We start from the raw sequence: 13,715 nt of genomic DNA, 5'->3' as shown, positions 1-13,715 counted from the left end.
TGTTTAATTGCTCCACTTATATCAGCTCCACAATTGAGGAAGTTGTGTACATAACGTGTAGATTCCCATAACTGCCATTACAATCACTACAAGCGCGCCTGTGCTTGTCAGCCAAAGCGGATGCTTATAATCACCGACAATGTTTTTCTTGTAGGCGGCAACAAGCAGCGTTCCGAGCGCAATCGGCAGAATTAAGCCGTTCAGTGAACCGACAAGGACGAGGATCTTCGCAGGCTGGCCGATTGTGACAAAAGCTAACGTAGAAACCACAATAAATCCGATAATAATACCGCGTGAATTCTTTTCAATTTTTGGAGAAAAGGTTTTAAAAAATGAAACAGATGTATAGGCTGCTCCAATAACAGACGTAATCGCCGCAGACCACATGATCAATCCGAAAATTTTATAACCGACATTTCCAGCAGCCAGCTTGAAAACAGAAGCCGCCGGGTTGCTTTCATCGATGTGCAGGCCTTTCGATACAACGCCTAGAACCGCAAGAAAAAGAGCGATACGCATGACAGATGTAATTAAAATGCCGACAACCGAGCTTTTTGTCACCTGCGGAATGGATTCCTTCCCTTTAATTCCGGCATCAAGCAAACGGTGTCCTCCGGCAAATGTGATATAACCGCCGACGGTTCCGCCCACTAGGGTGACAATGGCAAATATGCTGATGTGTTCCGGGACGAATGTATTTGCGACTGCCTGTCCGACCGGAGGAGCTGTCGTCGCCGCAACGTAGACCGTTAAAATAATCATCACGAACCCCGCGATTTGCGTAAAACGGTCCATCGCTTTTCCTGCTTCCTTGATGACAAAAATCAAAATGGCAATAACGGCACTGATTAAAGCGCCTGTTTCAGGTGTAATGCCGAACAGCACCTGAAGCCCCAGCCCGGCCCCTCCGATATTCCCAATATTAAAAGCTAGTCCGCCAAGCACGACGAGAATGGCGATGAAATACCCCAGTCCGGGAAGCACCATATTCGCAATTTCCTGACCTCGTTTTCCAGAAACTGCGATGATGCGCCACACATTGGTTTGGGCGAAAATATCTAAAATAATAGAGATTAAGATGACAAAACCGAAGCTTGCTGCGAGTGTGTTTGTGAATGTTGCGGTTTGGGTGAGGAAACCCGGTCCGATTGCTGATGTCGCCATTAAAAAGGCGGCGCCCATCAGCAATGACCAGCTGCCCGCTTTTTTTCCTGCTGTCTTTTTCTGCTGCTCCATCTATTGTTCCTCCTTTATGTTGACCTCTGTTCTGAAATAGCTGTCACTTCAATTCCAGCCGCTTTGAGCTGTTTTCTGATTTTTTGCGCAAATGTCAGCGCATGGGCTCCATCTCCATGAATGCAGACTGTATCTGCTTTTAATGACACATCATGTCCTTGCTGAGATTTGACCGCCCCTTCTTTCACCATTTTGATGACCTGGGTGACGGCGGCATCATCACTTTCAATGAGTGCGTCCGGCTGGGAGCGCGGTGTCAGCGTGCCGTCCGATTGGTATGTTCTGTCGGCGAACACTTCATTTGCGGTCTGAAGTCCGATCCGTTCTCCCGCTTTTACAAGCTCGCTCTCAGCAAGACCGAAAAGAATCAGGCCGGGATCAACCTTATAGACAGCTTTCGCGATAGCATCCGACAGTTTTTGATCGACTGCCGCCATATTGTATAAAGCGCCATGCGGCTTGACGTGCTGCATGTGAAGTCCCTCTGCTTTTAGAAAGCCAGAGAGCGCGCCAATTTGATAAACGACAAGATCATACGCTTCCTCAGGAGAAATCGCCATATTGCGGCGCCCAAAACCGAGTAAATCCGGCAAGCCCGGATGCGCACCCATTTTCACGCCTCTTTCTGCTGCAAGCGCGACGGTTTTTCGCATAACACTAGGATCTCCTGCATGAAATCCGCATGCGATATTCGCTGATGTCACATACTCTAAAATATCTTGGTCAAGGCCTATCTTGTAGGCTCCGAAGCTTTCTCCTAAATCACAGTTTAAATCAATCTGAAACACAGAATCCCTCCTGCCAAAGCAAACGATATGCTTTATGTCATTTATTGTCCCGAAATTCGGAACGACTATTCCGAATTTTTGAACTTTATTTCATTATAAGTGAATCATATCAGTTTGTGAAATACTTTTGTCAGAAAACCTACCATGGTCCCAGAATAAAACCTGCCAAACTAAAAAAGAGAGTCCATCTTAGGACTCTCTTTTTTTATAGTACCCAATGGCGAATCGCTTTAGCGACACCATCCTCAATATTTGTATCCGTGATATAATCAGCCGTTTCTTTTACGATGTCTTGCGCATTGCCCATTGCGACGCCAAGACCCGCTTCTTTGATCATCGCAATGTCATTAAGGCTGTCGCCCATCGCCATCACATTCTCCATTGTAAAGCCGAGTTTTTCCGTAACCTTGGCAAGGGCTGCAGCTTTGTTGATGCCAAGCGCGTTGACTTCAATGTTTGTCGGACTTGAATTTGTGATTTCGAGCTCTTTGTTTTTTCTCAGCTCCTCAAGCACTTCGTTTCGGATATCGTCATCCTCAATGTCAAAGCCGAATTTGAGCCATTCATGATCCGTTATGTTTTCCGGAAACTCGCCTCTCCATACTTTATTCACCGTAGAAGCCCAGAAATTAGTGTTGTGCTTATTCCGCAAATCCCACATCATTTGAATATGGTCCGTATGAAGCAGCTTCCGTTCCACCAAATTAAAATTCGAATCCCAAATTTCACTGCCGTTTGCCGTGATTAGAAAGGATGACAGCTTTAGCGATTCCGCCAGCTCCCGGCACGTCATCAGCGTCCGGCCCGTGCTGATCACCACATACACACCTTTATCCTCCGCTTCACGAATGGCTTTGCGGTTTTCATCCGAGATCAGCTGCTCATCGTTCAGCAGTGTACCATCCATATCAATTGCGATCAGCTTGATATCTACATCTTCTCTTTGAACAGACATATATGTACCTCTCTTTATCTTTTTGTTGTGCTTCTCTCTATTCTAATACATTATACCCAGCGGGACAAAAAAGCGATTTCCTATGTTTGAGGAGAACGGATAAGAGGAAAACAAACGGTGAGGTGATCAAACATGACAGAAAGAAAACAGCAAAACAAACCAAATGAAAACCCCGAGCACAACGACTTAACCGATCCGATTCCTAATGAAGAGCTGAAGGAAAATATGAATGATGAAAAACACAAACGCCAGCAAAGAGATAACTCTCAAAGCGAACGGGATTACGACACAAAATAGAACCCCTCACAAAATGTTGTGAAGGGTTTTTTTCATTTTTCAATATAGATGCCGATTTCAGCTTCAGCAACAGGCTGCTCTCCAACTGATGCCTTGGCATGTCCGAACACAAACCCGCGCCGATTGCGCGTGACTTCAAACGTAAGATCAAGCCGGTCACCAGGCACAGCTTCTCCCAGCTTTTCCGCTTTCTTCACCGAAGACAATAATCCCAAGCTGTTCTCATCTGTAATTCCTGTAAAAGCCGCGGTTTGCGCAAGCGCTTCAATCACAAGTGAAAACGGCATTTCTGTTTGCGTATCAGTGATAAACCAGTCGTTCTCACTAATCAGCTTATAAGCTGCCGCATGTTTGCCGGGCTCGCTATCCGTCACGCCATCAATAAACAAAAATGGATAGCGGTGAGGCAAAGATAATGAGTTCATTTTATATCTCCTTTTTTTGACCATTATATCTCAGCCTAAAGTGAAACGATAGGATATAATGGAAAAAACACAAAAGGAGGCCGTTATGTCCCCAAAACCGCTTGTCATTCTCGTACACGAAATATACGGTGTAAACAGCCATATGAAAAAGATGGGCCGGCTGATCAAAATGGCTGGATATGATGTGTTGACGCCCAACCTGCTCGGCGAGGATGAAGTCTACACACTGCAAGAAAAAAAAACGGCATACGAACAATTTACAAAACACGAACGGCTGAAAACGGGAGAAACCATCATCCAGAATGTGATCAGACAAAACGCCGGACGGCACATCTTTGTGATTGGATTCAGCGTGGGGGCTACTATCGCATGGAAATGCAGCAGTATGCCTGAGGTGAGCGGATCGGTTTGTTATTACGGTTCCCGGATACGCGACTCTCTTCATCACGTGCCAGCCTGCCCGGTCCTATTGTTTTTCCCTAATTATGAGCCGTCGTTTGACGTAGCGCTTCTTATCAAAAAACTGCGGGAAAAACAGCATACCCATCTTGAGATTTACCAATTCGATGCGCTTCACGGCTTCGCCAATCCTGATTCTGTTTATTTCAACAGGGCCCTTTTCTTCAAAACGCTTTCTATCATAAAAAACGGGGCGGAAAAACGGCTCCGCCCCGTTTCATCAGAAATTTTTTAAACGCTTACAGTGCTTTATTATCGCGTGTTTTGGTTCCGTACGTTCCATGTTCTTTGTTGCATTGCGTTTTATTTTGCCTGTCTCATCTCACCGAATGGATAAAAGACGAGAGATTCAGTACCGATGATATCGTCTTCAGAAGGCATGCCCATTCCGTTTCTGCTATCCAGTGAATTGAGACGGTTATCTCCCATCACAAAATATTTACCGGAAGGAACCTCAACTTCGAAGTCACCTGTTAAGGTTACACCCGACTCTTTGACCTCCTGTTTATATTCCTTTAAGTATGGTTCTTCCACCTTTTTATCATTTATGTATAGCTGATCATTTTTCATTTTAATGCTGTCACCAGGCAAACCGATTAAACGTTTGACAAATGAGCGGCCGCTCTTTTTGTCATGAATGACTATGATGTCGCCTCTGTGAAACCCGCCAGTCCATTTGACTGCTTTATCAACCAGAATTCTTTCTGAGTCTTTAAGCGTTGGGGCCATTGATGATCCTTCAATAAGAAAAGGCTTGTAAAACACCAATCTGATCGTAAAAATGAGAGCTGTGATCATAATAATACTGAGTACAACGATCGTTTTGATTTTTATTTTTTTCTTTAACGTGATTGTTTTTGCATTCAACTTCCTTCACCCGATGCTTTCCTAAGAATTCCAAATTATTATACAGCATTTGGAACTGCTTGGTTAGACTTTCGTGGAAATTTTCGTAAGGAAATGGACAGGCCGGGGCAGCCATCTGCCCCGGCCTGATTCATCAGAGCTTTCTTAAGCGCGAACAGATTTCATCAGTGACCTCAGCCGTTGTGCTTTGTCCCCCAATGTCGCGTGTTTTGATGCCGTCGGCAGTCACTTGCTCCATTACATCCAGAATTTTCGCCCCCAATTCTTCCTCTCCGAAGTGGTCGAGCATCAGCTTCGCTGTCCAAATCTGGCCGATCGGATTGGCAAGGCCCTGTCCGGCAATGTCAGGAGCTGAGCCGTGAACCGGTTCAAACATGGACGGATATTTGCCGGATGGATTGATGTTCGCAGAAGGCGCAATGCCGATGCTTCCCATCAGGCTTGAGCTGATGTCGGTTAAAATATCACCGAACAAGTTGCTCGCCACAATGACATCAAACGTTTCCGGACGCGTCACAAAAAAAGCGGCCAGCGCATCAATATGCTGAGATGATGTTTCGATTCCGCTATAGTCAGCGGCTGTCTGCTGAAAGACTTCATCCCAAAACGGCATCGCGTGATAAATTCCGTTAGACTTTGTGGCGCTTGTCACATGGCTGCGCCGTTTTTTCGCCAATTCGAAGGCAAAGCGCATGACACGTTCTGTCGCTTTTCTCGTAAACACCGCATTCTGGATGGCGATTTCATCATCGCCTCTGTGAATGCGCCCGCCGACTTCACTGTATTCACCTTCACTGTTCTCGCGAATCACCACGAAGTCAAAATCATTTGGATGCAGAAGCGGTGACGTAATGCCCGCCATTTGTTTGGCGGGTCTCATATTAATGGAAAGCTCAAGCTCCCTCCGGATTTTCAGCAGCAGTCCCCATAACGATATATGATCGGGAACCAGCTTCGGATTTCCGACAGCTCCCAAAAAAACCGCTTCAAATTGAGTAAGCGTATGTATTCCATCTTCGGGCATCATTTTGCCGTGCTCCAAGTAATAATCACAGCTCCATGGAAAAGCTGTGAATGAGAATGACAAACCTCCGTGTACCTCAGCCGCTGTATGAAGCACTTTCTCAGCAGCCGCTACAACCTCTTTTCCTACTCCATCTCCCGGTATTGCCGCAATCTCAAATTGTTTCATCGTCATTCTCCTTCCCCTGTTATCGTAAGCGCTTTCTATTATACTAGATTGCGAGATAGTAAAAAAAGCCCGTGACATTGTGTCACGGGTGGTCGGTTATTGATTTAGTTTCTTTAAAATGATGGCGTGCAACGGTTCATGGGACTGAATGCCGCACACCTCTTGAAGTACGCCGCTGTATCCTTTTTCTTCGATCAGCGCTTGCAGTTCAACCGCTTCAGGGTCACCGGTGAAATCGAAGCGCAGGGCTGCGGCAATTCCTTCCGCCAGTGCATTCGGTTCTTTTATTTTCTTTGCCGGGCCTACAAGTCTATCATTTTCTCCCAGTTTTCTGAGAGGTGACCTCGCTACGCGGGTCACATCGTCCGAAATGAAAGGATTTTCAAAGCGACCGATGATTTTTTTGATATATTGTTCGTGTTCAGTTTGCTTAAAGCCATACGATTTGACGAGATAGTCACCAGTTTCAAGCAGCGCCGAATGAACAACACGGCGGATTTCCGGATGATCAATTGCTTCTTTGACCGTTTTGAGTCCGCGCTGATAGCCGACATACGCTGTGACCGCGTGTCCGGTATTGACCGTAAACAGCTTCCGTTCGATGTACGGCGTTAAATCATCAACAAACAGTGCGCCGTTTATGACTGGTGTTTTCCCTTTAAAGCCTGATTCATCAATGACCCATTCGAAAAATGGTTCAACCGATACTTTCAGCGGGGCTTCATGATGCTGAATCGGGACGATCCGGTCAACGGCAGAATTCGGAAAACCTACCGTTTCACTGACGGATTTCTGCTCTGCTTCCGTTAAATGGCTGTATATCTCTTTCTTTAAGAAGCTGCTTCCGCCAATCATATTTTCGCAGGCAATGATATTCAGTGTGTTTCCAGCGTTTCTCCGTCTTAAACCTTCTGCGATAGACGGAGCAATCAGTTTCAGCACGTTCGGGCCGACAGCTGTTGTGATGAGCGCCGCCTCATTCATCAGCCGGTACAGCTCCTCGGTCTGACTGCCGCTGTTAATAGCGCTCACCGGGCCAATGATCTCCGATGAACGTCCCTCTTCCGCCAGTTCCACTGTGTATTCTTTTTTTTCGTTGAGGAGGCTGACCATCGTGTCGTTTACATCCGCAAACACCACATCATAGCCGGAGTGGTGAAGCAGCGCGCCGATAAATCCTCTCCCGATATTTCCCGCACCGAAATGTAAGGCGATCATGTCAGTTCACCTCGTTGAAAATGGCGATCAAATCTTCTTCGCTTTTAGCGGAGATCAGGCGTTCAATGTTTTCTTCTTCTGAACAGATAATGGCGATGTTAGACAAAATGTCTAAATGCTCATTATTTTTACCCGCAATGCCGAATACCACTTTTGCCGTGTTGCCTTCTCCGTACTCAACGCCCTCTGGAATTTGTATGATTGAAATTCCAGAGTGAAGCACCTCGCTTTTCGCTTCTTCTGTGCCGTGTGGAATGGCAATGAAATTCCCCATAAACGTAGAAGACGTTTCTTCACGTTCAAACATTTTGCTAATGTAATCCTCTGTCACGTAGCCGTTGTCAATCAGCGTCTGGCCTGCCAATTTGATGGCCTCTTCTTTTGATGATACCGTTTGATTGAGTTTAATATTTTCCTTTGCGAGTACTTGCATGAGTATCACTCTCTTTCTATAAGATTACTTTTTCAGCTTTTCAATCAGCTCGTCGTATTTCGGGCTGTTTAAGAAGTTATCCACTGATATGTGCGTCGCGTTCGGCAGCTTTGCTTTCGCGCGGTCTGTTAAATCTTTGTGGGTGATGACAATATCCGCATCGCTTGGCAGATTGTTAATGGCCGTGTTGGTCACACTGATGTCAAGCTCCGCTTTTTTCACTTTGTTTCTTAAGATGGATGCCCCCATGGCACTTGATCCCATTCCCGCATCACACGCAAAGATAATTTTGTTCACGCTTTCAGGAGACAGCTCAGACGCTTCTTCTGCTTTGGCTTGTTCCGCCTCTAAAGCAGCTGCTGCTTGGCTTTTCTTCCCCTTCATGGACTGCATTTTTTCTGTTGCGGCAGCCAGGTCTTCTTCACTTGCTTTTGAGGATTTCAGGATCACTGCTGAAACGATGAACGATACAGCTGCAGCGACCAACACGCCCGCCAATACGCCGAAATAGCCTCCTCTTGGCGTCATTGCCATCAATGCAATAATGCTTCCCGGTGACGCTGCCGCGACAAGTCCGGCATTAAAGATCGTAAACGTTAAGAGTCCGCTTGCTCCGCCGGCAATGGCTGCGAGAATCAGGGCCGGTTTCATCAGAATGTACGGGAAGTAAATCTCGTGAATCCCGCCGAAGAAATGGATGATCGCCGCACCGGGAGCCGTTGATTTTGAAGATCCTTTGCCAAAGAACATGTACGCCAGCAAAATGCCGAGCCCCGGTCCAGGGTTTGCTTCTACTAAAAACAGAATTGATTTTCCTGTTTGGGATGCTTGCTCGATTCCGATCGGGCTTAAGATTCCGTGGTTAATAGCGTTGTTGAGGAACAACACTTTCGCCGGTTCTACAAAAACACTGGCTATCGGCAGTAAATTCGCGTGTACAATGACTTCCACACCAGCCGCCAGCAATTTATTTAGCGTCAGGACAACCGGGCCGATGGCGTAAAACGCGAGAATCGTTAAAGCCGCGCCGACAATCCCTGCCGTAAAGTTGTTGATCAGCATTTCAAAGCCTTGTTTGACTTTATCCTTGAATAATTTATCAGTCTGTTTAATGAGGTATCCGCCAAGCGGACCCATAATCATTGCGCCTAAAAACATTGGAATATCCGATCCGACAATCACCCCAATTGCCGCTGTCGCTCCGACAACTCCGCCGCGGTGGTCGTAGATCATTTTTCCGCCTGTATACGCTATCAAAAGCGGCAATAAATACGTAATCATCGGGCTGACCAGCGTGTTCAACTGTTCATTCGGAAACCATCCTGCCGGAATAAACAGCGCGGTAATGATACCCCACGCGATGAACGCGCCGATATTCGGCATGATCATTCCGCTCAAATAACTCCCAAAGCGCTGCACTTTCACTTTCATGCCGCCTTGCTGCTGTTCTTGCTGCTGCATATATAAACCCTCCCTGTTTTGTTTGTCGCTGTAAGGTGCAAAAATATGTTCAGAGAATGATGCTTCCCTTTGTCTCTATGTTAAAACGCTTACAGTCCCTATACAATTGAAAGTAAAGAGGACTTTGGCACATGACTGTGACAATTTTTTAAAAATAAAAAGGCTCCTGGTTTCAGGAGCCTTTTCTCTTTCCTCTATAAATAATGTTGCCGTTTTGAATCACGTACTTTGCGATCATTCGCTCACTCACAATAAAAACGGGATAGGCGCACACAAGCGCAAAAACAGCCATTGGCACGTGCTGTACAGCCGGCAGCATTGAACCTGCCGCATTGCGGAGGAGCAGCAAAAGATAAATGAGCAGCACGATGGCCGCTAATGATACCAGCATAATCGGAGCTGATACTTTATATTCATAAAGCCGTTCCCGGCAGTGTCCGCAGCGAAATTGACAAGGCACATTTGATGATCTGACCATGTCGCCTGTCAAAGGTTTGCCGCAGTTCGGGCATGGTGTTTCTTTCATAGGGTATTCCTCACTTTCTATTCCATATGTCTATTATACCAGAGTCCCTTCTGTTTCGTTTTGTTGCTGTTCAACATATTTTCACATTTTTTATCATCAGCTTACTTGTCTCTGTCTCTAAAATCCTCTACGCTTAAATAGATCTTAATGAAGAGGGTGTATGAATGCTTCCGATTAATAGACAACAACACATACTGAAGTGGCTGAAAGAAGAAGGCGCGCTCAGAATTTCTGACATCAGCGCAAGGTTTGGCGTTTCGGAAATGACGGTATACAGAGATGTCAATCAGCTGGTTCAGTCAAATGAGGTCATTAAAACGGCCGGCGGCATCACGCTCCCCGCCCGAACACCTCAAACGGATCATATGTGCAGCTATTGCTTGAAGCCCGTCAATCAAGCTCATTCGGTTCAGCTGATTACGGTAAACCAAGACATTGAACAGCTATGCTGCGCACATTGCGCGTTTTTGCGTTACGCGGATAAAACGGAAGAGGTTTCACACTTGATTTGCAGAGATTTTCTGTTACAGACAACCGTCAGTGCCGGTTCGGCTTATTTCGTCGTAAATGCTGAATTAAACCTGCACTGCTGCCAGCCGCAGGCCATTCCGTTTGCGACACTTGACCATGCCGAACGATTTCAAAAAGGATTCGGCGGAGCCGTCCGCACTTTCGACCAAGCGCTGGAAGACATGCTTCAAGACCGAAAGAAACGCTGCACCTGCACCAAGAAATAACACAACACATACAGCGGAAGGTGGTGTCTGAGTGATGAAGCGAAACAGATGGTGGATCATCCTTCTGCTTTTTCTTGTTTTCCTGCCGAAAACAAGCTTTGCTCACGCCTATATTGTCAAATCTTCACCTGGGGAAAACAGCGAATTAAAAAGCGCCCCTGCACAGGTGGAAATCGAATTTAATGAACCGGTTGAAGAAGGGTTTCATTACATTAAAGTCTATAATTCAAACGGCGACCGTGTGGATACGGACAAGACTGAAATCAAAAAAGATAATCATCACATCATGACAGTGAAGCTGAAGAAGAATCTGCCTAAAGATGTGTACAGAGCGGAATGGAATGCCGTATCCGCGGACGGGCATCCTGTTTCCGGCGTCATTCCATTCAGTATCGGGAAAGCGGATGGCGGATTCAGCAGCCAAAAAGCAGCCGATTCAGCTCTGAATCCGGGAACAGCAGCAGATCGCGCGATTCTGTATACAGCCTTATCTCTGTTTATCGGAACGGTTTTCTTCCATCTTTTCTGGTATAAAGGGAAATCAGAACAGCTCGTCAAACGGACGAGACGTATCCTGACCGGCTCGATCGCAGCATTGGGGCTGGCGCTTTTGCTTCAGCTTCCGATTCAGACAAAAGCGAACGCAGGCGGCGGCTGGGGCAGCGCATTCCAGCCGGGCTACATCAGAGAAACACTGTTTGAGACAGCAGGCGGCTCCATTTGGATCATACAGGCCGCGCTGTTCGTGCTGCTCGCACTGTCTGTAATTCCTGCGATACGGAAAAACCGCTTTTCATCCTTTGGCTATTGGACAGCGCCGCTCATTTTCTTTTTCGGTCTCCTGCTTGCCAAGGCGTTTACCGGGCATGCTGCTGTCGTTGAAGAAAAAACGGTCGGCATTTTGATGGATTTCCTTCATTTAACTTCCGCTTCCATCTGGGTCGGCGGAATAGCGGCACTCGTTTTGCTGCTCTCAAAAGAATGGAGGCAGCCTGACAAAACGCTCGCGTGGGAGACGGTCAGACGGTTCTCTCCATGGGCGCTCACTGCAGTCGGCGTCATTTTGTTTTCAGGCTTGCTCAATGGATTTTTCATCATTCGTTCAATGGATTCACTGTTCCATACAGCGTATGGCCAAGCTCTTTTAGTGAAAAGCGGGCTGTTTGTTTTCATGCTGGTCTTAGGCGCAATTCATTTTCTGCTTACCAGAAAGCAGCGCCGCACAGGAATCAGCCGAACGTTGAAAGCGGAGTGGGCAATCGGCATCGCTGTATTGATCACAGCGGCCGTGTTTACAAGCCTGCCAAGCCCGCCTGAGCCAGCGCCGGAACCGTTCTACCAAACCAAAGCAATTGAGAACGGACAAAGCGTTTCTCTCAGCATCAGCCCAAACCAGCCCGGAAAAAATGTTTTTGAGCTGCGTGTCACCGACCATAACGGAGATCCCGTGAAAAACATCCAGCAAATCACGTTAACCGTTTATAAAACAGGTCTGTCAGGCAGCGAAAACAAAAGCACCTTTACATTAAAAGAAAAAACAAAAGGCGTCTTCCAGGATCAAAACCTGTCGATTAATGAAAAAGGAAACTGGAAGATCAAAGTCCACGGCCTGACCGGCGACTTTAACGAAATCAATATCATGTTTACAAAGACCAATTAAGGAGTGTTTACGTTGTTGAAAAAAATCGCATTGACACTATGTCCGGCTATTGTCGGCTCCCTCTTATTCTTTACGGCCCCTGCCAGCGCGCATGTTTCTGTAAAACCGGCTGAGTCTGCTGCAGGCTCTTGGGAAACGTATACAATGAAGGTTCCTTCAGAGAAAAATCTGCCGACAACGAAGGTTGTCCTCAAAATGCCGAAGGATGTTGAATTCCAGCAATATGAGCCAATTCCGGGCTGGAAGGTTTCCACTCAAAAACATGATGACAAATCAGTGTCCGTGACATGGGAGGCGACTGACGGAGGCATTCAGGAAGGACAGTTCCAGCAGTTTACCTTTGTTGCCAAAAACCCTGACAAAGCGGAGGAAGCTGCTTGGGACGCATACCAATATTACAAAGACGGCAGCATTGTTGAGTGGACAGGTGACGAGGATGCCGATACACCTCATTCCATTACAAACATCACGTCTGCAAAACAAGTGACAGATGAGCACGGGGCCACGAAAACAGAAGACGATTCCGAAAACTCAGGTTCTTCAGCTCTAGACATTACAGCGATTGTGCTGTCTGCGGCTGCCATTATTTTATCTGTAGCAGCACTTGTAAAGAAAAAGCGTGCCTAATAAAGAAAGCGATCCAGATGTCATGTCTGGGTCGCTTTTTATGTTTAACCGCGGCCTGCCTGGAAAGCAGGATATTTCGTCATTCCGCCGTCCGCAAACAACGTGATGCCTGTAACATAGCTGGATTCCTTCGAAGCAAGCCACACTGCCACTGCGGCAATTTCCTCAGGTTCGCCGATATAGCCCATCGGGATCATGCTTTCTACATCTGCTTTCTGTTTAGGGTCAGCGAATTTTTCAGCATTGATTGGCGTGTTGATCGCACCTGGCCCGATATTGTTGACGCGAATGCCCTTCGGCGCGTATTCCAAAGCCAACGTTTCAGACATCAGCTTAATTCCGCCTTTACTAGCTGCATAGTGGACAAATAACGGCCACGGAATCCTTTCATGCACGCTGGACATGTTGATGACATTTCCCTTGATATCGTTTTCTACGAAATATTTAATCGCTTCACGGCTTCCTAAAAAGGCACCTGTTAAGTTCGTGCCGATGACTTTATCCCAATCCTTGAGCGGCATTTCGTGAGACGGCACAGGATTTTCAAGACCGGCATTATTAATCATAATATCGAGTGTGCCGAACTCCTTGATTGCCGTTTGCACGATATTTTTTACATCTTCCTCTTTCGTAACATCTCCTTGGACGACAACAGCTTCACCGCCCGCCTTGATGACCTCTTCTTTTACCTCGTTCGGATCTTGCTTATTACTATAATAGTTAATGACCACTTTTGCCTGCTCCTTGCCGAAACGAATGGCCATTGCCTTTCCGAGCCCTGAAGCAGCTCCTGTAATAGCGACGACTTTTCCTTTTAAATCCGGATACATATAC

At 46.6% G+C, this 13,715-nt stretch carries 16 protein-coding genes; 5 read left to right on the top strand and 11 right to left on the bottom strand.

Translation table 11 applies throughout. The annotated features are described in order from the left end of the window. Positions 1-21 precede the first annotated feature (21 nt). The 3 genes from NX903_RS01755 to NX903_RS01745 all read right to left on the bottom strand — a co-directional run bounded on the left by NX903_RS01755 (position 22) and on the right by NX903_RS01745 (position 2,979). Positions 22-1,236 carry an NRAMP family divalent metal transporter gene (locus NX903_RS01755; protein WP_003234422.1) on the bottom strand — a complete coding sequence of 405 codons (1,215 nt, stop codon included), beginning with the start codon at positions 1,234-1,236 and terminating at the stop codon, positions 22-24. Positions 1,237-1,250: 14 nt separating this feature from the next. Further along, a complete protein-coding gene (gene pxpA / locus NX903_RS01750; protein ID WP_003234423.1) occupies positions 1,251-2,024 on the bottom strand; it encodes a 5-oxoprolinase subunit PpxA in 774 nt (257 codons plus the stop codon). A 205-nt stretch (positions 2,025-2,229) separates the two neighbouring features. Then, positions 2,230-2,979: a phosphoglycolate phosphatase gene (locus NX903_RS01745; protein WP_003234424.1), complete on the bottom strand. Its 750-nt coding sequence runs from the start codon at positions 2,977-2,979 to the stop codon at positions 2,230-2,232. Between the two features lie 132 nt (positions 2,980-3,111). On the opposite strand from NX903_RS01745, the gene NX903_RS01740 reads away from it, so the two are divergent. Further along, positions 3,112-3,276: a hypothetical protein gene (locus NX903_RS01740; RefSeq protein WP_032678934.1), complete on the top strand. Its 165-nt coding sequence runs from the start codon at positions 3,112-3,114 to the stop codon at positions 3,274-3,276. A 32-nt stretch (positions 3,277-3,308) separates the two neighbouring features. Here the strand turns inward: NX903_RS01740 and NX903_RS01735 are convergent, their stop codons facing one another. Beyond that, positions 3,309-3,701 (bottom strand): 3-hydroxyacyl-ACP dehydratase FabZ family protein, encoded by a 393-nt coding sequence (locus NX903_RS01735; protein WP_003246580.1) that lies wholly within the window; start codon positions 3,699-3,701, stop codon positions 3,309-3,311. Between the two features lie 85 nt (positions 3,702-3,786). Between NX903_RS01735 and NX903_RS01730 the strand changes: the two genes are divergently transcribed. Continuing rightward, positions 3,787-4,395: a dienelactone hydrolase family protein gene (locus NX903_RS01730; protein ID WP_086343462.1), complete on the top strand. Its 609-nt coding sequence runs from the start codon at positions 3,787-3,789 to the stop codon at positions 4,393-4,395. Between the two features lie 68 nt (positions 4,396-4,463). Here NX903_RS01730 and sipU read toward each other — a convergent pair whose 3' ends face one another. From sipU to NX903_RS01700, 6 genes are all read right to left on the bottom strand, one after another. Beyond that, complete coding sequence (gene sipU / locus NX903_RS01725) at positions 4,464-5,027, bottom strand: signal peptidase I sipU (RefSeq protein WP_024573243.1); 564 nt, start codon at positions 5,025-5,027, stop codon at positions 4,464-4,466. Positions 5,028-5,160: 133 nt separating this feature from the next. Further along, positions 5,161-6,225, bottom strand: a complete 1,065-nt coding sequence (locus tag NX903_RS01720) for a tartrate dehydrogenase (protein ID WP_003234436.1) — start codon at positions 6,223-6,225, stop codon at positions 5,161-5,163. A 90-nt stretch (positions 6,226-6,315) separates the two neighbouring features. After that, on the bottom strand, positions 6,316-7,437 hold the full coding sequence (locus tag NX903_RS01715; protein ID WP_086343461.1) for a mannitol-1-phosphate 5-dehydrogenase: 1,122 nt from the start codon (positions 7,435-7,437) through the stop codon (positions 6,316-6,318). A gap of 1 nt (position 7,438) precedes the next feature. Continuing rightward, positions 7,439-7,870 (bottom strand): PTS sugar transporter subunit IIA, encoded by a 432-nt coding sequence (locus NX903_RS01710; RefSeq protein ID WP_003246714.1) that lies wholly within the window; start codon positions 7,868-7,870, stop codon positions 7,439-7,441. A gap of 24 nt (positions 7,871-7,894) precedes the next feature. Continuing rightward, positions 7,895-9,331, bottom strand: a complete 1,437-nt coding sequence (locus tag NX903_RS01705; protein ID WP_038428364.1) for a PTS mannitol transporter subunit IICB — start codon at positions 9,329-9,331, stop codon at positions 7,895-7,897. A 172-nt stretch (positions 9,332-9,503) separates the two neighbouring features. Next, the gene (locus NX903_RS01700; RefSeq protein WP_003234445.1) at positions 9,504-9,857 is read right to left on the bottom strand and encodes a hypothetical protein; all 354 of its coding nucleotides are present in this window, start codon (positions 9,855-9,857) and stop codon (positions 9,504-9,506) included. Positions 9,858-10,021: 164 nt separating this feature from the next. Here NX903_RS01700 and ycnK point away from each other — a divergent pair, with 164 nt between their 5' ends. The 3 genes from ycnK to NX903_RS01685 are packed head-to-tail and all read left to right on the top strand — an operon-like array spanning position 10,022 to position 12,881. After that, complete coding sequence (gene ycnK, locus NX903_RS01695; protein ID WP_086343460.1) at positions 10,022-10,594, top strand: copper uptake transcriptional regulator YcnK; 573 nt, start codon at positions 10,022-10,024, stop codon at positions 10,592-10,594. Between the two features lie 34 nt (positions 10,595-10,628). Further along, the gene (ycnJ, locus tag NX903_RS01690) at positions 10,629-12,254 is read left to right on the top strand and encodes a copper transporter YcnJ (protein WP_003246637.1); all 1,626 of its coding nucleotides are present in this window, start codon (positions 10,629-10,631) and stop codon (positions 12,252-12,254) included. Positions 12,255-12,266: 12 nt separating this feature from the next. Next, complete coding sequence (locus tag NX903_RS01685) at positions 12,267-12,881, top strand: YcnI family copper-binding membrane protein (protein ID WP_014475816.1); 615 nt, start codon at positions 12,267-12,269, stop codon at positions 12,879-12,881. A 44-nt stretch (positions 12,882-12,925) separates the two neighbouring features. Here NX903_RS01685 and gdh read toward each other — a convergent pair whose 3' ends face one another. After that, entirely contained in the window at positions 12,926-13,711 is a 786-nt protein-coding gene (gene gdh, locus NX903_RS01680; RefSeq protein WP_014475815.1) for a glucose 1-dehydrogenase, read from the bottom strand. Positions 13,712-13,715 lie beyond the last annotated feature (4 nt).

This window comes from Bacillus sp. FSL R5-0576 (genome assembly GCF_038004765.1).
Classification (GTDB): Bacteria; Bacillota; Bacilli; order Bacillales; family Bacillaceae; genus Bacillus; species Bacillus subtilis.
Note: the sequence above shows the minus strand (reverse complement) of the source record. Positions and strands in the feature narration are given on the sequence as shown.